We start from the raw sequence: 22,083 nt of genomic DNA, 5'->3' as shown, positions 1-22,083 counted from the left end.
TGAAGCTAATTTTTTAGGGGTCGATTTAGGGGTTAATGTACTTGTCAGCCCAGTAACACTTTAACCTGATGGATTGCACCATCTCCTGCAACTGGCAGAACATTGTCCGTGAGGATAGTACCATCTAGTGTGACTGTTGCTACACCCTTGGATATATGTTGTGGATTCGTGATTTGGATCACGTAGGTATCGCCACGGAAGACGCGAGTGATTGTAAATTCGTCCCAAGCGGCAGGGATACACGGATCAATACGCAGACCATCCCATTCCGGCTGAATACCAAGAATAGACTGGGTAATGGCTACAAAGTTCCACGCCGCTGTGCCGGTCAACCAGGAATTTTTGGCTTCGCCTTCACGAACGGCATCCTTACCCGCAATCATTTGCGCATATACATAAGGCTCGGTGCGGTGGATGTCGCTGATGTCCTCCAGATAGGCTGGAGCAATTTTGCTATACAGTTCAAATGCACGATCTCCACGGCCAATCACGGCCTCCGCCATCATAATCCACGGGTTATTGTGACAGAAGATGCCCGCATTTTCCTTGTACCCTGGAGGATAAGAGGATATTTCACCCAGATTGATGTAATAGCGGGAATAAGGCGGATTTTGTAGCACAATGCCATAGGGGGTTTCCAGCCGATCCCGTGTAGAGTCGAGAGCTTTTTGAGCCTGACCTTCCTCAACTCCGATCCTGGCCATCACGCAAAAACCCTGCGGCTCAATGAAAATTTGGCCTTCCTCACAATCCTTGCTGCCGACTTTGTTCCCATAGTGGTCGTAGGCACGCAGAAACCATTCGCCATCGAAGCCATGCTCTAGCGTGGCTGTCCGCATCCGATCCACATGGGCTTGGGCCGTAGCTGCTTCCTCATCTAATCCTCTGCGCTTGCACAGCTCGATAAAATCTGGTCCTGTATATACGAAGAGTCCGGCGATGAATACCGATTCCGCTGTGCGGCCCTCCAAATTTTGTGTGGTCTGATAGGACTCATCTGGTGTGGCGGAAAAACAGTTCAGATTCAAACAGTCGTTCCAATCTGCCCGGCCAATCAGTGGAAGACCGTGCGGGCCGAGATTGTTAACCACATGATAAAAGGATCGCTTCAAATGCTCAAAAAGGGTAGCGGTGTGCTCTGCATTTCCGTCGAAAGGCACCTGTTCGTCCAATATGGCGAAGTCTCCCGTTTCTTTGATATACGCAGCGGTGCCGACAATTAGCCACAGCGGATCATCGTTGAAACCGCCACCGACCTCGTGGTTTCCTTTTTTGGTTAAAGGCTGGTACTGATGATAAGCCCCGCCGTTATCAAATTGTGTGGAGGCGATGTCGATAATCCGTTCCCGCGCCCGCTCCGGTATTTGGTGGACAAAACCAAGCAAATCCTGATTCGAATCCCGGAAACCCATTCCACGCCCGATGCCGGATTCGAAATACGAAGCGGAACGCGACATATTGAACGTAACCATACATTGATACGGGTTCCATATATTCACCATCCGGTTCAGCTTATCGTCGTGGCTCTGAATGGTGTACTTGGAGAGCAGAGTGTTCCAATAGGCCCGCAGCTCACTCAAGGCTCGTTCAACATCGGCTTCATCCGCGAATTGAGCAATCATGGCATGAGCCTGCTTTTTATTAATCACACCGGGAGATTCCCATTTTTCATTCTCCGGATTTTCCACATAACCAAGTACAAAGTTAAGACTCGTATCTTCACCTGGCTCCAAGGTTACTTCGATGCAATGCGACCCTACAGGCGACCACCCGCTGGCCACAGAGTTCGAGGCTTGCCCGGCGGTGACGGTTTGCGGCTGATCCAGCCCGTTGTATAGTCCCAGAAAAGCTTCACGGTCTGTATCGAATCCTGCCAGCGGGCGATTGACAGAGAAGAATGCATAGTGGTTGCGACGCTCACGATATTCCGTTTTGTGATAGATGACGGAGTCCTGTATTTCGACCTCGCCCGTGTTCAGGTTGCGTTGAAAATTGGTCATATCGTCATAGGCGTTCCACAGACAAAATTCCACAAAAGAAAAGAGCTTGATCTTTTTAGTCTGAGCAGAAGTATTCTGAAGCTTGACCTGATGTACCTCGCCATCAAAGGACAGCGGTACAAAAGCCAACTGCGTCGCCCGGATACCGTTACGTTCACCCATAATTGAAGTATAGCCAAGCCCATGTCGGCACTCATACCGATCCAGCTCCCGTTTGACTGGCATCCAGCCCGGTGTCCAGTAATCCCCGTCATCATGAATATAAAAATAGCGGCCGCCGTTATCGACAGGAATATTGTTGTATCGGTATCGTGTTAGGCGACGTAAGCGCGCATCCCGGTAAAATGCATAGCCGCCGCCTGTATTGGAGATCAGTCCAAAAAATCGTTCGTTGCCTAAATAATTGATCCAGGGATATGGGGTTTGAGGGGTGTGTATGACATATTCTTGTTTAGCATCATCGAAGAAACCGTACTTCATGGCGTAGAACTCCTCTCGAATTTAAAGAAATAAAACCAAACACATTATTATATTCAAACATGAAGCTGTTCTTCCTAAAAGAAGCGGTTTCCTGCCTGATGCAAAAGATGCTTGATTTCCCCGACCTTGTTTCTTGAATTTGCAAAATATTTGAAATGGGTAAATATACCTTTTTATGCTAAAATGAAAGAGTTAAGACTCAACATGGCAGGAGGTTGCAAGGATGGCACCCATCACATTGTTTTTCATTCCATATGCAGGTGGATCGGCATCGGTCAGCTTCAAATGGAAAAAGCTGCTGCTTCCGCAGATTAAGCTTGTCCCGCTGGAGCTGGCGGGCAGAGGTATTCGTTCCGGAGAGCCGTTAAAAGACAGCATCGAGGAAATGAGCGAGGATTTACTGCTCAAGATCAGTCAAGAGATAGCCCCCGGCGATCCTTATGCTATATACGGTCACAGCATGGGAACGATGATCGCATTCGAGCTGTATTACAAGCTGGTGGCTGGTGGTTATGGCAAGCCAGCTCATCTGTTCGTATCTGGGGGACGGGCACCGCATGTCCCGAGAGATTTCCCGTGGGCCCATGATCTGCCCGCAGAGCAGTTCAGAACGCATTTGCAGCGATATGGTCAGCTTTCGGAGGCCATTTTTGACAATCGCGAATTGTACGACTATTTTATCCCGGTGCTAAGAGCGGACTTCAAAGCCGTTGAGACGTATAAGTATACGCCCCGAACGGTACCTTTGAATTGTTCGGTCACTGCCTTGACAGGGCTGGCCGATAACACGATGACCTTGCAGGATGCGGAAGCGTGGGAGCAGCATACGAATCAGAATTTTCAAATTTTCACCTTAGACGGGGGGCACTTTTTTATTCATGATGAGGTGGAAGGGATTACGCAAATCATTAATGAGACTTTGGAAAGCAGTGCTGTGACAAGCAGGACGCAACATTAAAAAGAAGAGGTGATTTCAGTGACAGTAGGCGTATTGGCGCATTTGTTTGGCAAGTTGCCTTATCGCGAGTTGGCTGCAAAGGTAGGCGCAGCGGGCTTTACTCATGTTCAACTGGCTCCGTGGAGAGCGATCAGTGATGTGGACTTTAACAAACCGGGCAAGTTCAGCCCGGGATTGGCGCTGTCTATCGCGGAGGAATTCCGCAAGCACGGAGTATCCATATCGGTTCTTGGATGCTATTTGCATTTTTTTGAACAGGATGAGGAGCTGCTGCGTGAAAATGTAGAACGCTTTAAAGAGCTGATCCGATATGCGAGCCTGTTAGGGGCACCGATGGTGGCTGCCGAAGTCGGACGTAATGAAGATGGCAGCGCATATACGGAACGAGACTGGAAGGTTGTAAAGGAAGTCGTGCGTGAATTAGCCGATGAGGCGGGAAAATGGGGCGTATTCGTAGGATTGGAGGCCGCTAACGATCATTTGGTCGGAACGGCGGTAGAACTGGCTACCTTGCTGGAGGAAGTACCGTCATCCCAGATCGGTGTAGTGATTGATCCGGGCAATTTGCTGAAAACGGAAAATCTGGCACGGCAGGATGAGGTTATCCGCGAAGCGTTCCAATTACTAGGACCTCGAATTATCGCGGCACATGCCAAAGACCGGCGTTTGTCATCGACAGGTGAGATCGAGACCGTGCCGCCGGGTTTTGGTGACATGAATTACGGCCTATACATGGAACTGCTGGAACAGTACAAGCCGGGGGTTCACATCATTATGGAAGCCGCGCAGGAACACCAGATGGCTGAATCCAGACGTTACATCGAGGGTCATCGCTTAGCGGCTCAGAAGGTGCAAGGAGTACAGACGAAATAATAATATTCTTTCATATTCGGGAATTGCTCAGGAGACTTGGAAGCGTCTACTTTTCCAAGTCTCTTTTCTTTAGCTATGTTTAATCTTGTACAACCGCCACAATCACAAGCACCCAGCTCACCAAAAAAGCCACCCCGCCAATCGGGGTAATCGCTCCGAGCTTTTTCACGCCGGACAAGCTAAGAGCATACAGACTGCCGGAGAACAGGAGAATACCGATAAGCATAATCCAGCCTGCGGTTACGACCAGAGAAGAATGGACCAGATTTCCTGCAACTGCTCCGAGCAGAACCAGGCCCAAGCCGTGGGCAATATGATATTGGATGCCCGTCTGGAATATACTCATCATGTCTGCGGAAAGTCTTTTTTTCAAAGCATGTGCCCCGAACGCTCCCAGGGCTACGGCTAAAAACATCATCGTACAACCAAGTACCAGTAAAATTTTCATTTTGTAACGCCTCCTTGTGAAATCGTAGCGATTTCATGCAATTTCGTCAATTTTCATTATTAAACTCTAAACATATTGATTTTTTCGACTCTCATTTCGCGGCGGGTGTGGTATATTTTTTCCAGGGCCAATGTGAAGCATTTGGAGCTATTGGACAGCGTGTCCTCCACCTTTTTTATGGGAAAGTGAGGTGATGGTGCTGTCTTTTTGTGCTGTTGTTTTTCAAAATAAAATCTTGTGTAAAGCCAAAATTGATAATGGAGAGGATGAATGCAAAAGTGATCAGCAGAAAATCCGTGTTCAGGAAATCTGTCTCTATGGTCATGTCAGCCATTTTGGTGCTTCCGCTAACTTTGGGCATATTTCAAGCCGAACCCGACCGTGCTTCAGCCGCAACACCGGAATCCACACGCTTTCTTCAATTGTACAAACAACTGAAGGACCCGGCCAGTGGATATTTTTCCAAGGAAGGTATACCTTACCATTCGGTTGAAACCCTGATGAGCGAGGCCCCGGACTACGGACACTTAACGACCTCGGAAGCCTATAGCTACTGGATGTGGCTGGAAGTGCTGTATGGTCATTATACCGGGGATTGGGGGAAGCTGGAATCCGCTTGGGACAACATGGAGAAATACATCATTCCTGTTAATGAAGGAGATGGCAAGGAAGAACAGCCTACTATGAGTAACTACAACCCCAACAGCCCAGCCACCTATGCAGCAGAGTATCCGCAGCCGGATCAATATCCAAGCCGTCTGAGTGGTCAGTATAGTGGTGGCAAGGACCCGCTGGATGCAGAGCTGAAAGCAACCTATGGCAATAATCAGACCTATCTGATGCATTGGCTGCTGGACGTGGATAATTGGTACGGTTTTGGCAATCTGCTGAATCCGTCTCATACAGCGGCCTATGTGAACACCTTCCAACGCGGGGAGCAGGAATCGGTTTGGGAAGCCGTCCCGCATCCATCGCAGGATAATCAAAAATTTGGTAAAGCAAATGAAGGCTTTATGAGCCTGTTTACCAAGGAAAATAATGCTCCTGCACAGCAATGGCGCTACACGAATGCCACCGATGCGGACGCACGGGCGGTTCAAGCCATGTACTGGGCGAAAGAACTGGGATATGACAACTCGGTATATTTGGATAAAGCGAAAAAGATGGGAGACTACTTACGTTACGGTATGTACGATAAATACTTCCAAAAAATAGGAAGCGCTTCCAATGGGACTCCGACCGCTGGTTCCGGCAAGGATGCCAGCCACTATCTGATGGCATGGTATACGGCATGGGGTGGCGGACTGGGTCAAAGCGGCAACTGGGCTTGGCGGATTGGCGCCAGCCACGCGCATCAGGGCTACCAAAATGTCGTTGCGGCTTACGCGTTATCCGATCAGGATGGCGGATTAATACCAAATTCACCAACGGCGGGACAGGATTGGGCTACCTCGCTGAAGCGCCAACTGGAATTTTATACGTGGCTGCAATCCGATGAGGGAGCCATTGCAGGTGGAGCAACGAATAGCTGGGATGGTGCCTACAAGGCGTATCCGTCTGGCACAAGCACCTTCTATGGAATGGCTTATACAGGCGCTCCTGTATACCAAGATCCACCGTCCAACAATTGGTTCGGAATGCAGGCTTGGCCTGTCGAGCGGGTTGCCGAGCTGTACTACATTTTAGCCAAGAAGGGTGATACTTCTTCCGAGCAGTTTAAAATGGCTAAGCAAGTGACGGAAAACTGGGTAGCATGGTCCAAGAGCTATGCATTTGCCAACGAACGTCCTGTGACAGACGCGCAGGGATACTATTTGGACGCTCAAGGCAAGCGCATTCTGGGTGGTAAAAATCCGAAGGTTGCCACTACAGCAGCTAAAGGCGAGTTCTGGGTGCCAGGTAATCTGGAATGGAGCGGGAAGCCAGAAACCTGGACCGGATTTGCCAATCATAAGGGGAATGCCAATCTGCATGTAGTAACGAAGAATCCAGGGCAAGATGCGGGAGTGCTGGGCAGTTATGTTAAAGCGCTTACTTTTTTTGCTGCCGGAACGAAGGCCGAAAAAGGAGATTACACCGCATTAGGCAAGGAAGCCAAGGATCTGTCCAAAGCTTTGCTCGATGCTGCATGGGGTTACAACGACGGCGTGGGCATTACCACGAAGGAAGCACGTGAGGATTATTATCGTTATTTTACGAAAGAAGCGTATATCCCGAACGGATGGAGTGGTAAAACGGGGCAAGGTAACACCATTCCTGGCGCAGACGCTACCGCCTCTGATCCGTCCAAGGGTGGTAATGGTACGTATTCCAGCTACACCGATATCCGGCCTAACATCACCAAAGATCCTCAGTGGTCTTATCTCAAGGACAAATACACAACTTCATGGAATAATCAAACGAAAAAATGGGATAAAGGCGCTCCGGAATTTACGTATCACCGTTTTTGGTCCCAAGTCGATATGGCGACAGCTTATGCCGAATATGACCGTCTCATCAACAATAGTGGAACAACTGAGCCGACAGCTCCCAAAGCTCCGGCAAATGTGAAAGCAAGTGCCGGGGATGCTCAGGTTACACTGAGCTGGAGCAAAGCGACGGGGGCCGACAGCTATACCGTCAAGCGCTCCACAACCAGTGGAGGACCTTATACCACGGTAGCAACGGTAACGGATAGCACTTACAAGGATACAGGAGTGGTGAATGAAACCACTTATTATTATGTAGCAAGTGCAACTAATTCTTTAGGAACCAGCCCGGATTCTGCCGAGGTCAGCGCCAAGCCGACAGCAGCGCCGATTCCGGCAACGGGAGATGTAATTGCCCAATACCGCGTGGGCGACACGAACCCGGGAGATAATCAGATTCGTCCGCTTTTCCGTGTTGTAAACAAGGGGAAAGAGGCTGTTGATCTAAAGACTGTCAAGCTGCGGTATTACTTTACAGTGGATGGCGATAAACCGCAGGAATTCCATTGTGACTATGCACAGCTCGGTAGCGGCAACGTTCAGGGACGCTTTGTGAAACTGGATAAGGCGGTTACGGGCGCAGATTACTATCTGGAAATCTCCTTTGGAGCTGGTGCGGGAAGTCTGGCAGCAGGAGCCAACACGGGGGATATTCAGGTTCGCTTGAACAAGACGGACTGGAGCAATTATAACGAAAGTGATGATTTTTCCTATGATGCGACCAAGACGTCTTATGCAGATTGGAACAAAACGCCTCTGTATGTGAACGACCAGCGTGTATGGGGGCTGGAGCCTTGAATGTAAAATAATCTTGGATGATGCGGGCGCAATGCGAGGGTGTTTAAAACTCACATTGCGCTCGTTTTTATGATTGGTTTCGTGGTACACTAAGATCGCTACATCATTACATACATGACCGAGGTGACCTGATACATGAAAGACAATTTGGCACAGGCTCTAAATGAGCAAATGAATTTTGAGTTTTACTCCGCTCACGTATATCTGGCGATGGCTGCTTATTGCTCTGGCGAAAGTCTGGATGGGTTCGCAAACTTTTTCCTGGTACAAGCTGAAGAGGAACGTTTTCATGCGATGAAGCTATACAAATATATTAATGACCGCAGAGGGCGAGCTACTTTGGCAGCATTACCGGAGCCTAAAAATAGCTACGATTCCATGTTGGACGTATTTGAGCACGGCTACAAGCATGAGCAGCAAAATACGCAGAAATTTTATCATTTGGCTGACTTGGCTCTGGACGGACGTGAGCATGCGACGATCCATTTCCTGAAATGGTTTATTGATGAACAAGTCGAAGAGGAAGCTCTGTTCGACAATGTGATCCAGAAGCTCAAGCGTATTGAAAGAGATAGCAACGCTTTTTATATGCTGGACAGTGAATTTGCCCAACGCAGCTTTACAGCCCCTGCGGAATAAAGCAACATGCACATTTCGTCTGAATGCTAAGGATATGGCTGGCATGGTATGAGACGAGGAATTAGAAAAGCCCGGTTTTCGGGCTTTTTTTTCGTTTTTTATGATCAGGTGCAGCTTGACACATTAGCGAATTCGAGAATATTATAGATATAATAAGTCTTTAATATCTATTTAAAGGAGATGAGCATCATGATTTACGATTGTGCTATTATTGGCGGAGGACCCGCCGGATTGAATGCAGCCCTTGTGCTTGGCCGGGCAAGACGAAGTATGGCTTTGATCGACAACAACCAGCCCAGAAATGCCGTTACGCATACATCGCACGGCTTTATTACAAGAGACGGCGTAACGCCGGCCGAGTTCCGTCGCGTTGCTTATGAGGAAGTACTGCGCTATCCGTCTGTCGATCATCTGCAAACCGAGGTTGTTTCGATTGAAAAAACTGAATCCGGATTTGAGGTGCTTGATTCGTCAGGCCTTCGCGTTCAAGCGCGAAAACTGATTTTGGCGACGGGCGTAAAGGAGATATTTCCCGAGATCGAAGGCTTTTATCCACTATACGGAAAAAGCTTGTTTAATTGCCCCTATTGCGACGGCTGGGAGCTACGGGATCAACCGCTTGTCGTTGTGTCCGAATCTCCGGGCATCTATCATACGGCCAAATTACTCCTTAATTGGAGCAAGGATGTGGTCGTCTGCACGAACGGCCACGATACCCTGTCAGACGAGCAAAAAAAATGGCTTCAATCAAAGGGAATTGTTGTGATGGAGCAGCCTGTTGCGGCTTTCATCGGCCACAATGGACAGCTTGAGCATGTTCGCTTTACGGATGGAACTCAAGTCTCGAGGGCTGGTGGTTTCATCGCTCCCAAATTTGTGCAAAGTACACCGTTTGGAGAACGTTTGGGCTGTGAAAAGCTGGAGTCGGGCGGGATCAAGACGGATGAATCAGGAAGAACCTCTATACCTGGGGTATACGCCGCCGGAGATTCTTCATACTTCATGCTTTCCCAATTGATTTTTGCCGCAGCCGACGGCAGCCGAACCGGTATGTGCGTTAACATGGATTTGACGGAGGAGGATTTTGCAATTCGGGGTCACTTTCGCTAGGTTATCGTTATTTTAAATATGCTTATAGAAAAAATTAATTTGTCGCTGGATTGTGAGCATGCTACAGTTATTTTATCTTTTATTCCTGATTAAGTAGATAGGATTAATAATTTTTATAAAGGAGAGGCGGGTTAACATGAGCGAAATCTATCGTTTGGCACAACGGGAAGATGCGGAGAGATTGCAGTACGTGACTTATGAGGCGTACGAAACAATTCGGCAGTTGGAGCTTAAATGGCCTGCCGCTCAGGCAGATATTCCTATCATTCAGGAAAACATTAAAAATAATGACTGCTACGTGCTGGAAGTCGATGGTGTAATTCAGGCTACAGTTAGTCATCTCAAAAATAGAGCTCTTAATTTTATAACGGATCTACCATTTGTCATGTGGTTTGCCGTCAATCCGGCTGCTCAGGGCAAAGGTTACGGTCGCAAGCTGCTGAACTGGGTAGAGCAGACTATAATCCGTGATCAGGTGGGAGCTCCTGCCGTTACGCTGGCAACAGCCGAAAAGCATCCCTATCTGCTGTCTATGTATGAGCGTTGGGGATATGAGCGTATTCATGCGTTTGACCATGGAACAGGAGATGGAACGATGCATGTGCTGCGTAAAGTTGTGAATCCCGAATTATTTGAAACGTATATTCGTGAAAAAAACGAAGCCGAGACCGCTAACCGCAATTAGGGCCGATACCTGGGAAAGGACGAAGCCGACTCATTCTCCGAAAGGGGCTTTCTTGAAATGAAGTTTGTGTTATTCAGTCTGATGGCTAATCTGCCTAATGCGATTACCGGGGAAACCTGGAGCTCGCAGCAAAAATTCCAAAATGTAATCAATCAGGCTGTTCTCGCAGAGGAGCTTGGTTTTGATGCATACGGTGTGGGGGAGCGGCACGGTGCGCCTTTTCTGTCATCCTCACCCCCGCTCGTGCTGACCGCTATTGCGGCGAGAACCGAACGGATTCGTCTGCTGACTATGGTGACGGTGCTTAGCGTGCTGGACCCGGTGCGCGTGGCAGAAGACTATGCGACGTTGGATCATTTATCGGGTGGAAGATTAGAGATTATTATTGGGAAAGGCAATGATCCGCGCCATTATCCGTTATTTGGAATTACAGAGGAAGAACAGTGGGACTCGCTTGCTGAGCGCTATCGTCTGCTCAAACGGCTGTGGAGCGAAGAAGAGGTGACGTGGGAAGGAAGCTATCGTCCACCGTTGCATCAAGTCACGACACAGCCACGGCCGTATCAGCAGCAGATTCCCATCTGGCATGGCAGTGCTTCCAGTACACGATCGACCGAGCTGGCTGCGCAATACGGGGAGCCGATATTTTCCTCGAATTCTTTCCACCCGCAGGCCAAGTATAAAGCGCTCATTGATCATTACCGGGAACGGCTGGCTTATTACGGGCATGATCCGTCTCAGGCTGTGATTGGTGCCGGAGCAGGGAGTCTGTATCTGGCAGATACGGATGAGGAAGCGATTCGACGGTATCGTCCTTATTATGATGCCTACCACTCGACAGCGGCAGCTCAGCACAATCAGTCGCCCTTCACGAGTCTGGAGGATAATATTCGTAACGGTCCTGTTCTGATCGGCTCTGCGGAGAGCGTTCTTGAAAAAATACGGAACTATCATACCGCGTTTGGTCACCAGGTACTCAGCATCAGCGTGGACGGGCTGGGTGAGCAGGAGCAGCTCGAACAGCTACATCGGTTTAGCGAGAATATCATACCGGTGCTGCGGCAGGAAATTCCGAGCACGATTTGGCAGCATGGGCCGAATCTGGATGACGGAAGCAGGTCGATTATCCCTGTAAAAAATGATGCGCCACCCATATCTCCTATTTTTCAACTATAGATGTGACTGTTCAATCACCTTATCTCATAAAAAGCCTCCGATTTAGGAGGCTTTCAGGTCTGTGGCGACCAGAGAGATAGGGTTTTTGTATTGGAAATACATGAAAAAGTAAATTGACAGAGACAAGTAGAAAGAGTAACGTGATTTTAATACCATTTAAAACTTACAAATTTCATCGGATTAATATATTTCGAATCTTATAGAGATCTGATGATTGGAGGAGGAATTGTTTTGAGCGACCCGCAATCCAGTATAGCTAAACGCCATATAACAGCAGAGGATTTATATCAACTTCGGTGGATCAGCGATCCTGCTGTCCATCCAGGTAACGGTGCAGTCGCTTACGTAGAGCAGTATATTAATGAAGATCGGATAGACTATAATTCTGACATTTGGCTTTTGCCATCAGAAAATTCCGAGCCGTTGCCCTTCACATATGGGCCGAAAGACGAATCACCTGTCTGGTCACCTGACGGATCACAGCTTGCTTTTCTCCGTACGCTGGAAGGTAAGCGTCAGGTATGGATCATTCCAGCTAGCGGAGGAGAGGCTCGGCAGCTTACATGGGCAGAGAAAGGCGTTCATTCATTGGCTTGGTCACCGGACGGATTCTACATATCCTTTGTCGCAAAAACCACAGAGAGTCTGTCATCCCCGACATCAGTGCAGCCGAAAGGACAGGTCGTTAACCGAACAAAAGCCAAGTCAGATGGCTACGGGCTATGGGATGATACACGTAATCACTTATATGTGACTGATGTAAATTCAGGGGACACCGTCCAACTGACGTTCGGCGCGTATGACGTCGCGGAACCTGTCTGGTCGCCGGATGGCAAACTTATTTTATTCGTGGCCAGAATAGCGGAGCATTCAGAAGAGGATACGGATTTACGCAAGCAAAATGATTTGTTTACGATAGCTCCTGCTATTTCAAAAGGAAATGCGGAAGCACCGCGGAAGCTAACCTGCTCCGAGCTGCAAATCGAGAGTGCTGAATACTCTCCCGATGGTTCAACGATTGCCTTTTACGGACATGATCGACATGCTAAAGGCGCGACCCAGACCCGATTATACATCCTCCCTTCGAGTGGTGGCTCGGCAGTATGCATTAGTGAAACGCTGGACGCACACCTCGGTAACGCGGGTATGAGCGATATGCGCTCACACCTTCATGTAGGGCCACCACGTTTTAGTATGGACGGTCAATCCCTGTATACGCTTGTAACCCGTGAAGGAAATGTGCATGTATATCAGTTTGCACTTGATGGAAGCTTTACAGTTTTGACGCAGGGAGACAGAGAAATTTATCAGTTCACGCTCACCCCGGATGAGCAGCATATCATTGCAGCTTCAACTCACGTGACATTGCCAGGCGATTTGTTTCGAATTGCGATCTCTTCCGGGACAGAGGAACGACTGACGCAGGTGAATGACTTGCTGCTGGAAGAGATCAGGTTAAGTGTGCCTGAGAGCTTCTGGACTGAGGTCGAGGATGGTCGGAGGGTCCAGGGATGGGTGATGAAGCCAGTCGGTTTTGCGAAGGGAGTTACCTATCCCGCCATTTTGGAAATCCATGGCGGTCCCCATGCGATGTATTCCCACTCTTTTTTTCATGAGTTTCAGTTGCTAGCAGCGCAGGGATATGCGGTCATTTACACAAATCCGGGGGGAAGCAGAGGGTATGGCCAGTCTTTTACCAATGTCGTTCTTGGCGAGTACGGCGGACGAGATTACACGGACTTGCTGAGTGCGGTCGATGAGGCCATTCGGCAGTTTCCATTCATTCATCCAGAACGACTAGGTGTTACGGGGGGGAGCTACGGAGGCTTTATGACTAACTGGATTGTCGGTCACACAGACCGTTTCCGTGCAGCCGTGACCCAGCGCTCCATATCCAACTGGCTATCCATGTATGGCGTGAGCGACATTGGCTACTCATTTACAGAAGACGAGGTCGGCGGCAATCCTTGGGACGATTTCGAGGTCTTATGGAGACAATCTCCACTGGCATATGTTAAGCAAATAAATACACCACTGCTTATTTTGCACGGGGAGCAGGATCTTCGTTGTCCCATTGAGCAGGGAGAGCAGCTATTTACAGCACTACGGCGATTGGGTAAATCCACGCAATTTGTTCGTTTTCCAGGCTCAAGCCATGAGCTTTCACGAAAAGGGCATCCGCAGCTTCGTGTGGAACGACTGCAACGCATTACAAATTGGTTTGTCAAGCACCAGATATAACACGTCATCTGTTTCTTGCACTTACGACACAGAAATTTTTACGAAAATTCATCAAAAAATTACAAACAATGCCTGATTTTCATACAAAAGAGGGTATTGTTTGTATGTATAATATACTTACACATTATAAATTCATACTTTAATTTACTTTTGTGTTTATAAAACCATATTAATCTCTGTTTATTTATTTTTTTCCATTAAAGGAATTTGAAAAAATATTGACTTTTTTCGAGTCCATATTTATTATATAATTAAAATATTTCACAATTAATACTTGCTTTTGGAATGAAATTGCGTTGTTTTCGGTATTTTTTCGACACATTCATCTATGATACTAGATTCTTAGGTCCCAACCTAAGTCTTTAGTCCACTCCGAGCTTTTCACACTTCCAAGCTTTTCACACACACCTGAATTTATTTCCAATAATACCACGATTGGCAATTCAATCACCAAATTAAATCTTAAATTGTCGCTTATTGCTTTTTTTGTCAACCTTACAACTTTGCTTTGTTATGGTTTGCTGTATCCATCTCCATATTTTCATATCTCCATACATATATACATTAACACCTGAATCGTAAAAACATTTTTGTTTTGCCACATCTTTGTGGGGAGGAAAGGGGTTTGGTATGAATTTGAATCGAATGGCTTTGGTTTTTCCGGGACAAGGATCTCAGTATGCAGGAATGGGAGCCGCATGGCATAGCGATTTTACAGAAGCGGATCACTTGTTTGAAGAGGCTGCTGATATTTTGGGATATGATCTGAAAGCTTTATGCATGGCAGGTCCGATCACACAATTATCCAAGACATTCTATACTCAGCCCGCACTTCTTACAATCAGCGTCATTGCATTCCGACGTTATATGCACGAAATCGGGATTATTCCGAAATTTTCAGCAGGTCATAGCCTGGGTGAATATTCAGCTCTGGTAAGTAGCGGTGTTCTATCCTTTGGCGACGCTTTACGACTGGTACAAGAGCGGGGACGCTTCATGGAAGCAGCCGCAGAGGCTGGTCTGGGCAGCATGATTGCCATTCGCGGAGCTGAATTGAACGTCGTGGAAGAATTCTGTCGTCTGCACTCCACAGTCGATCAGCCTGCTGTCATTGCCTGTTACAATTCGCCCAATCAGTATGTCGTCTCTGGTCATCACACGTCGGTAGCTGTGGTAGCTGGCAAGTTAGAACAGCGGGGGGCCCAAATTACTCGCTTGCAGGTCAGCGGTCCTTTTCATAGTCCGCTTATGCAGCATGCTGCGGACAGGCTGACCATCGAGCTGCAAAAATACACTTTCCATGAACCGCAGTGGCTCGTGATCTCCAATGTGACCGCTCAGCCATACCCTGATGTAGACAGCATCCGTCAAGGATTGATTTTGCAAATGACTCATCCGGTTCGATGGATACAAACCATGCAGTATATGGCGAATCATGGCGTGAAGCAGAACATCGAGTTAGGTCCGCGAACGGTGTTGAAAAATTTAGCGAAGGAAATAAACACTACCATCGAAGTGCTGTCTCTGGACAGAGACTTGGATCGCGTTGAACTGGAACGCCGTTTCTCGATCCGTGATTGGGTTGCCCGTTCCCTGTCACTGGCGGTGTCTACCCCCAATGCCAATTGGAATGAAGATGAGTATCTAAAGGGTGTTATTTTACCTGTTCGGAGACTGGAAGAATTATTGCGAAACTCAGAATCAGGCAGCAGTCCACCACCTGCTTCTGAGCAAAGACAGGAAATACTGGGGTGTATTCGCCTGGTGTTGCAAACCAAACGGGTCTCCGAAGGAGAGCAGAAAGTAATGCTAGAGCAATTAAGGAGGGATCAGGATGGAGCAGTTTCAAACTTTAATTGAAATCATTCAAGACCGTGCAAGCCGGGATGAGAACGGGATCACCTTTATTTCCGGTGATAAGCAAGAGGAATATGTGTCCTACAGTAAACTTCTGGAGCAAGCATCGCAGGTGCTTCATGCATTACAGGAAAAAGGGATACAACCTGGCGATGAGCTGATCATGCAGATCGACGACAATCATACCTTTGTGAATGTATTTTGGGGCTGCCTGCTCGGTGGAATCGTTCCGGTTCCTGTAAGTATCGGGAATAATGATGAACATAAAATGAAACTGTTTAAAATCTGGAATACGCTCTCCCGCCCTTATATGGTTGCAGATGATAAGGTTTTGGAACAACTGGAAAAGTACGCGCATCAGCACGAACTGCTGGATTCCTTTGAGCCTGTTAAAAAAGCAACTTTTTCAAGCCATACATTCGACTATTCCGGTCTGAATAAAGGTGTAGTTCATGTATCCAAACCGGAGGATTTGGCTTTTATCCAATTTTCCTCAGGCTCTACAGGTGATCCTAAAGGGGTCATGCTGACACATGAAAATCTGGTTTACAATATTCGGGATGTCGCAAATCAAACGGGCATGAGCTCCAAGGATGCTTATTTGGGTTGGATGCCGCTTACGCATGATCTGGGATTGATCGCCTTTCATTTAACCTGTGTGGTCGCTAATGCCAAGCAGCTGATTATGCCGACGGCACTTTTTATCCGACGCCCGTCTTTATGGCTAAAAAAAGTATCGGAGCATAAGGTGACTCAAATATGCTCTCCCAATTTCGGATATAAATTTTTTCTCGATCAGTACAAACCTGAAACAGCGGATAACTGGGATTTGTCAAGTGTACGTATGATTTTAAATGGGGCTGAGCCGATATCTGTAGAGCTTTGCCATGTGTTTATGGATGCGATGAGTGTTCACGGCTTGAATAAAAATGCGATGTTTCCTGTCTATGGATTGGCAGAGGCGAGCGTGGGTGTTTCCACTCCCCCTCTGGACAAAGATACCTTTATTCCGCTTTATTTGAATCGGCAGCAGTTACACGTAGGTGAACCCATTGAAGAAGTAGACAAGTCCGACAAGCGGTGTCTTACTTTTGTGGATTTAGGGTATCCGATGGCCAGTACCTCTGTCCGCATTTGCGATGAACAAAATCGGGCGTTGGAAGATGGTGTGATTGGACACACACAGATCCGCGGCAAAAATGTGACAGCTGGATACTACAACAATCCCGAGGCTACCGCGAAGGTTAAAACAGAGGATGGCTGGCTCATCACCGGAGATTTAGGGTTTATGAGAAATGGCCGCCTGGTTATTACTGGTAGAGCCAAGGATATCATTTTCGTGAACGGACAGAACGTTTATCCGCATGACATCGAGAGAACTGCCGAGGAGCTGGATGGCGTGGATCTCGGAAAAGTAGCGGTGTGTGGTGTCCATGATGCGCAAACCAGGCAGGATCGTATTGTTGTTTTTGTGATGCACACGAAAAAGATAGAGCATTTTGTGCCGCTAGTTCAAAAGCTGAAAAGCCATCTGAATTACCGGGGAGGCTGGCATATTCAGGATGTAGTTCCGATTCGACGTATCCCTAAAACAACCAGCGGGAAGGTTCAGCGCTTCATATTAGCCCAGAATTATGAACAGGGTGAATTTGATGAAATATTGACATCACTGGCCGAGGCTACTCAAATCGCGCAAGCAGCTGAGCGTATAGTCCTGCCTCAAGGCGAAATAGAACAAAAGCTGGTTGGAATCTGCCAGGATATTTTAAATGTAAAGTCGATTGGAACGGATGACAGCTACTTTGATATCGGAGTGACTTCCTTGCAGCTCGTTCAAATTGTGGACCAGTTGGAGGACCAATTAGGGATTCATATTGAGGTGACGGACTTCTTTTCCTATCCGACCATCGCCAAGCTGGCTTCGTATATCTCCAGTCAAAGCCTAAGCAGCGACGCGACTGCAACAACACAGCCCGAGGCCAAGGAGGAAGCGAATGACCGGGATATCGCCATCATCGGCATGTCCGGCAAGTTTCCTCAAGCGGATACACTAGAGCAGTTTTGGGCGAATGTGTCATCAGGGGCAGACAATATCGGTCCGTACAACGATGAAAGAAGAAAAGATGCCGAAGCTTTCATTTCCCGTCTGAATACGGAAGGACGGAATATGCAAATCGCAGAAGGTGGCTATTTGGACGAAGTAGACAAGTTCGATTACTCCTTCTTTAAGCTGACACCACGGGAAGCCTCGCTAATGGACCCGAATCAACGGTTATTTCTACAAACCGCCTGGAGCACGATTGAGGATGCGGGGTATGGTGGCAAGCAGCTGGCAGGCCAAAAGGTTGGCGTGTATGTTGGCTTCTCCAAAACCAGCTTCGAATATGAGCGTTTGTTGTCCGAGGTGGAACCGGGCGCGCTGCCGAACTTTGCCATTGGTAATTTATCGTCCATTATTTCCAGTCGGATTGCATATTTGCTCGATCTAAAAGGCCCGGCGCTAACGATTGATACAGCATGCTCTTCCTCACTCGTGGCGGTGCATCTGGCCTGCAAGTCCATCCTCAATGGAGACTGCGATATGGCACTGGCAGGTGGAGTGAAGACGATTTTGCTGCCGCTGAAAGCGGGTATAGGCATGGAATCCTCCGATGATCGGGCACGAGCCTTCGATGACCAGTCGGACGGAACGGGCTGGGGAGAAGGAGTTGGAGCCGTTTTCCTGAAGTCTCTGCGCAAAGCGGAGCAAGATGGCGACAACATTTTAGCCGTGATCAAGGGAAGTGCAATCAATCAGGATGGCAGTACGATTGGTATTTCAGCGCCGAATGCGCTGGCTCAAGCGGAAGTGATTTCGCAGGCGTGGCGTGATGCACAGATTGATCCCGAAACGGTGAGCTATATCGAAGCGCATGGCACCGGGACCAAGCTGGGTGATCCGGTCGAGATTGACGGCATTACCAAGGCTTTCCGCAAGCGTACACAGCGCAAGCAATTTGTGGCGATCAGCACAGTCAAAACGAATATTGGCCATTTATACGAAGCCGCCGGAATTGCGGGCTTGATCAAATCCGTACTGTCCATGAAGCATCAACAGATTGCGCCGCTCGTTCATTTTCGCACGCCAAACCAGAAGATCCATTTCGAGGAATCTCCGGTATATGCCAATACGAAGCTGAGGGAATGGAAGACGGACGGCTTCCCGAGAAGAAGCGGGCTGAGTTCCTTTGGATTCAGCGGGACAAACTGCCATGTGGTGCTGGAGGAATATATAGCAAAGACGGAATCGGATAAATCCTCCACGGGCAGCAACAATGGATCATCACCGCTGCTGCTGACCCTGTCAGCGCGGAGTGAATCCGCTTTGCGCGAGCTGGTCGGGCGGTACGCAGAACGGTTCAGACGGCCGGAAGAACTCGTGATGAAGGATGTATGCTATACGGCTAACACTGGCAGAAGCCACCTGAATCACCGGATTGCGGTGACTGCCGCAGGAGCGGATGCGCTGAAAGCAAAGGTGCTTCAGTTGCACGAACAAGGCAGAGCCGTCGAAGGTGTATACACCGGGAAAGCGGATAGCACAGGTGGCGCAGAGACGGTCACTGGAAGCTTGGACACATTGCAATCACTGGAGCAACTGGCTGCCAAGTATGTGCAAGGAGCGCAGATCAATTGGAGTGCCCTATATGCAGGTAAGCACTATAAAAAGGTTTCTCTGCCTACGTATCCATTCGAACGGAAAAGATGCTGGATTAACGTGCCCGAACAGGTTCGAACGGAACAGAAGGCACCCATTCATGAAAACTCAACAGTAAGGGAGACTGGAATTATGGGGAACGAGTATTCGGTGTCAGCATCGGCTACCGATCAGTACAAATCATCTATCCTTCAAAAGTTAGCGAAAATGATCGGTAACGTGTCCCAGCTCAGTCTGGAGGAACTGGAGCCACAAACACATTTTCTGGAGCTTGGGCTGGATTCCATTAATTTGTCCCAGGTTCGCCATAGCATCAAGGATACCTTCGGACTGGACGTTCCGATGAACGAATTTTTCGAATCGTTGACCACGCTGGAGCTGTTAGCCAGCTACGTAGCCGAACGGGTGAGCATTTCCACTTCTGCTGAAGCCCCGATTCAGTCTGTGGAAAATCATTCGGAAACAACTCTGAATCAGGCTGTTCATGCAGCTTCCCCGTTAACCCAACTGTCTCATGAATCCGGCGTTCCGGCTGCCGCATCCGTTTATGGTATAGATACGGCTGGGCAAACACGGGCTCAAAGTTTCCCAATCGCTACAGCTCCTGCGGGTGTAGAGCGAATTTTGGAGCAACAGCTACATCTGATGTCACAGCAGCTTGATGTTCTCCGGCATCAGCCATCTGCATCCGTAATAGCTTCCGAGCCATTTAGCCCGGAATCCGGCGTTTTGCCATCAGCAAGTAGAGGAGGCACGGAGATTATCCGTACCGAATCCAAGCAGGAAGTCGCGGCCACATTAGCACCCGCTCCATCAGTACAGGCTATTCCCAAGAAGACATGCAATGAAGCCAAGCCGTTTGTGCCTTATAAAAAGCTGGATGTCAAAGCACGTGAATTGCTTTCGCTCCGTCAGGAACAACATCTGCAAGAGCTGATTGAACGCTACACGGCCCGTACGCGTAGCACTAAACAGTACACCCAGCAGTATCGCTCCGTTTACGCCAATAACCGTAATGTGGCTGGTTTCCGGCCTGTTTTGAAGGAAATGGTGTATCAAATCGTATCTCAGCATGCAGACGGGTCTAAAATTTGGGATCTGGATGGTAATGAATATGTCGATTTGACGATGGGCTTTGGCGTGAATCTGTTCGGACACAATCCAGCCTTTATTCGTGAAAAAATGGAGGAAGAGCTGAAGAACGGCATGTGTGTCGGCCCGATGTCCAACATGGCTGGACAGGTCGCCGAGAAAATTTGCAAGATGACCGGCGTGGAACGGATTGCGCTGTACAATTCCGGCACGGAGGCTGTCATGGTCGCGCTCCGTTTGGCACGTGCTGCCACGGGACGGGCTAAAGTCGTCATTTTTGCTGGCTCGTATCACGGTACATTTGACGGGGTGCTGGCGCTGGGGAGCGCGAGTGACAACAAGGAGCATTCGACACCTCTCGCTCCAGGTATCCTGCAGCATATGGTGGACGATATCGTCGTGCTTCATTATGGAGCGGACGAATCCCTGGATTACATCCGCACCCATGTGCATGAGCTGGCAGCGGTTGTCGTGGAGCCGGTGCAAAGCCGCCGGCCAGATTTTCAGCCTCAAGCCTTTTTGCAGGACATTCGCCAGATGACGGAGCAGTCAGGTACTGCCTTCATTTTTGATGAGGTAATTACAGGCTTCCGGATTCAGCCGGGAGGGGCACAAGCCTGGTTTGGTGTGCAAGCCGACCTTGTGACATACGGTAAAATCATTGGCGGAGGGATGCCGATCGGCATCGTAGCCGGGAAAGCCGCCTTTATGAACGGGATCGACGGAGGTACGTGGAGCTTCGGGGACGATTCCTATCCACAACATGAGCAACAGCGAACCTTTGTCGCGGGAACCTTCTGCCATCATCCGCTGGCAATGGCTGCATCCTTAGCGGTGCTGGATCATTTGGAGAGCAACGGCGAGCAGCTGCAAAATCGCCTGAACAGCCGCACCTCGGCGTTAGCAGCGGAGCTAAACAGCTATTTCACGGACGAACACGTACCTATGAAGGTCGTTCACTTTGGCTCCCTGTTCCGCTTTGTGCTCAAAGGCGATCTGGAATTGTTCTTTTATCACATGCTGGAAAAAGGCATCTATATCTGGGAGGGACGAAACTGTTTCTTGTCCACTGCCCATACGGAGGAAGATATTGCGCAAATCGTACAAGCGGTCAAGGATAGCGTGAACGAGCTGCGCAAAGGGGGATTTTTACCGGACCCACCCCCGAATGGAAACGGCCCGGGTCCGGGCAAGCAACCTTTACCTGTAACCGTACCTCCAGAGGCTGAAGCAGTGGGCGTTCCAGAAACCGTTATTGCGCTGACTCCGGATCAAAAGCAGCTCTGGTTTGCCTCTGTCTCGGAACGAAGTGACTCTCATTGAATAAGATCACCAAAGAACTGAATGAGAAACTTTTCACCCTGGGAGTGCTTCCCCGCAATTTATAAGCCACGCATACAAAATGTCAGGTCCTCATCACGGGGCCTGGCATTTTTAGTATGTCTGGCTTCTCCACGTCGAGACAGATCATTTTGGTGCTGGTGTTGGAGCGCTGTTTATGGTTATCATAGACGAAGGTATGAATCTATCGTTTACATTCGGATACAAAAGGAGATACAAG

The 22,083-nt window shown here is 48.6% G+C and carries 12 protein-coding genes; 10 read left to right on the top strand and 2 right to left on the bottom strand.

Annotated elements, in window-relative coordinates; genetic code table 11:
* Positions 1-44 precede the first annotated feature (44 nt).
* On the bottom strand, positions 45-2,480 hold the full coding sequence (locus ABH897_RS14350) for a glycoside hydrolase family 94 protein (RefSeq protein ID WP_404580329.1): 2,436 nt from the start codon (positions 2,478-2,480) through the stop codon (positions 45-47).
* A 223-nt stretch (positions 2,481-2,703) separates the two neighbouring features.
* Here ABH897_RS14350 and ABH897_RS14345 point away from each other — a divergent pair, with 223 nt between their 5' ends.
* Together ABH897_RS14345 and ABH897_RS14340 are read left to right on the top strand one after the other, a co-directional pair.
* Positions 2,704-3,438, top strand: coding sequence for a thioesterase II family protein (locus ABH897_RS14345; RefSeq protein WP_404592259.1), 735 nt, complete (start codon positions 2,704-2,706; stop codon positions 3,436-3,438).
* A gap of 18 nt (positions 3,439-3,456) precedes the next feature.
* Entirely contained in the window at positions 3,457-4,311 is an 855-nt protein-coding gene (locus ABH897_RS14340; protein ID WP_404580330.1) for a sugar phosphate isomerase/epimerase family protein, read from the top strand.
* 79 nt (positions 4,312-4,390) lie between these two features.
* On the opposite strand, the gene ABH897_RS14335 is transcribed toward ABH897_RS14340, so the two are convergent.
* A complete protein-coding gene (locus tag ABH897_RS14335) occupies positions 4,391-4,759 on the bottom strand; it encodes a DUF423 domain-containing protein (RefSeq protein ID WP_283655996.1) in 369 nt (122 codons plus the stop codon).
* 317 nt (positions 4,760-5,076) lie between these two features.
* Here ABH897_RS14335 and ABH897_RS14330 point away from each other — a divergent pair, with 317 nt between their 5' ends.
* The 8 genes from ABH897_RS14330 to ABH897_RS14295 all read left to right on the top strand — a co-directional run bounded on the left by ABH897_RS14330 (position 5,077) and on the right by ABH897_RS14295 (position 21,845).
* On the top strand, positions 5,077-8,025 hold the full coding sequence (locus ABH897_RS14330) for a glycoside hydrolase family 48 protein (RefSeq protein WP_283656259.1): 2,949 nt from the start codon (positions 5,077-5,079) through the stop codon (positions 8,023-8,025).
* A gap of 135 nt (positions 8,026-8,160) precedes the next feature.
* Complete coding sequence (locus tag ABH897_RS14325) at positions 8,161-8,664, top strand: ferritin (RefSeq protein WP_283655997.1); 504 nt, start codon at positions 8,161-8,163, stop codon at positions 8,662-8,664.
* A gap of 189 nt (positions 8,665-8,853) precedes the next feature.
* Positions 8,854-9,774, top strand: coding sequence for an NAD(P)/FAD-dependent oxidoreductase (locus tag ABH897_RS14320; protein WP_404580082.1), 921 nt, complete (start codon positions 8,854-8,856; stop codon positions 9,772-9,774).
* A gap of 136 nt (positions 9,775-9,910) precedes the next feature.
* The gene (locus ABH897_RS14315) at positions 9,911-10,459 is read left to right on the top strand and encodes a GNAT family N-acetyltransferase (protein WP_283655998.1); all 549 of its coding nucleotides are present in this window, start codon (positions 9,911-9,913) and stop codon (positions 10,457-10,459) included.
* Positions 10,460-10,516: 57 nt separating this feature from the next.
* Complete coding sequence (locus ABH897_RS14310; RefSeq protein WP_404592258.1) at positions 10,517-11,635, top strand: LLM class flavin-dependent oxidoreductase; 1,119 nt, start codon at positions 10,517-10,519, stop codon at positions 11,633-11,635.
* 231 nt (positions 11,636-11,866) lie between these two features.
* Positions 11,867-13,876, top strand: coding sequence for a S9 family peptidase (locus ABH897_RS14305; RefSeq protein WP_283656000.1), 2,010 nt, complete (start codon positions 11,867-11,869; stop codon positions 13,874-13,876).
* A gap of 636 nt (positions 13,877-14,512) precedes the next feature.
* Positions 14,513-15,736 (top strand): ACP S-malonyltransferase, encoded by a 1,224-nt coding sequence (fabD, locus tag ABH897_RS14300; protein WP_404592365.1) that lies wholly within the window; start codon positions 14,513-14,515, stop codon positions 15,734-15,736.
* The gene (locus ABH897_RS14295; protein WP_404592256.1) at positions 15,711-21,845 is read left to right on the top strand and encodes an aminotransferase class III-fold pyridoxal phosphate-dependent enzyme; all 6,135 of its coding nucleotides are present in this window, start codon (positions 15,711-15,713) and stop codon (positions 21,843-21,845) included. Before fabD ends, ABH897_RS14295 begins: the two co-directional genes overlap by 26 nt.
* Positions 21,846-22,083: the final 238 nt, after the last annotated feature.

It is taken from the genome of Paenibacillus sp. RC73 (genome assembly GCF_044908085.1).
GTDB lineage: Bacteria > Bacillota > Bacilli > Paenibacillales > Paenibacillaceae > Paenibacillus > Paenibacillus terrae_A.
Note: the sequence above shows the minus strand (reverse complement) of the source record. Positions and strands in the feature narration are given on the sequence as shown.

Excerpts from the sequence above, each read along its gene's own strand:
- ABH897_RS14350 (WP_404580329.1), bottom strand. The coding sequence starts at position 2,480 with ATGAAGTACGGTTTCTTCGATGATGCTAAACAAGAATATGTCATACAC.
- ABH897_RS14345 (WP_404592259.1), top strand. The coding sequence starts at position 2,704 with ATGGCACCCATCACATTGTTTTTCATTCCATATGCAGGTGGATCGGCA.
- ABH897_RS14335 (WP_283655996.1), bottom strand. The coding sequence starts at position 4,759 with ATGAAAATTTTACTGGTACTTGGTTGTACGATGATGTTTTTAGCCGTA.
- ABH897_RS14330 (WP_283656259.1), top strand. The coding sequence starts at position 5,077 with ATGGTCATGTCAGCCATTTTGGTGCTTCCGCTAACTTTGGGCATATTT.
- ABH897_RS14325 (WP_283655997.1), top strand. The coding sequence starts at position 8,161 with ATGAAAGACAATTTGGCACAGGCTCTAAATGAGCAAATGAATTTTGAG.
- ABH897_RS14320 (WP_404580082.1), top strand. The coding sequence starts at position 8,854 with ATGATTTACGATTGTGCTATTATTGGCGGAGGACCCGCCGGATTGAAT.
- ABH897_RS14315 (WP_283655998.1), top strand. The coding sequence starts at position 9,911 with ATGAGCGAAATCTATCGTTTGGCACAACGGGAAGATGCGGAGAGATTG.
- ABH897_RS14310 (WP_404592258.1), top strand. The coding sequence starts at position 10,517 with ATGAAGTTTGTGTTATTCAGTCTGATGGCTAATCTGCCTAATGCGATT.
- ABH897_RS14295 (WP_404592256.1), top strand. The coding sequence starts at position 15,711 with ATGGAGCAGTTTCAAACTTTAATTGAAATCATTCAAGACCGTGCAAGC.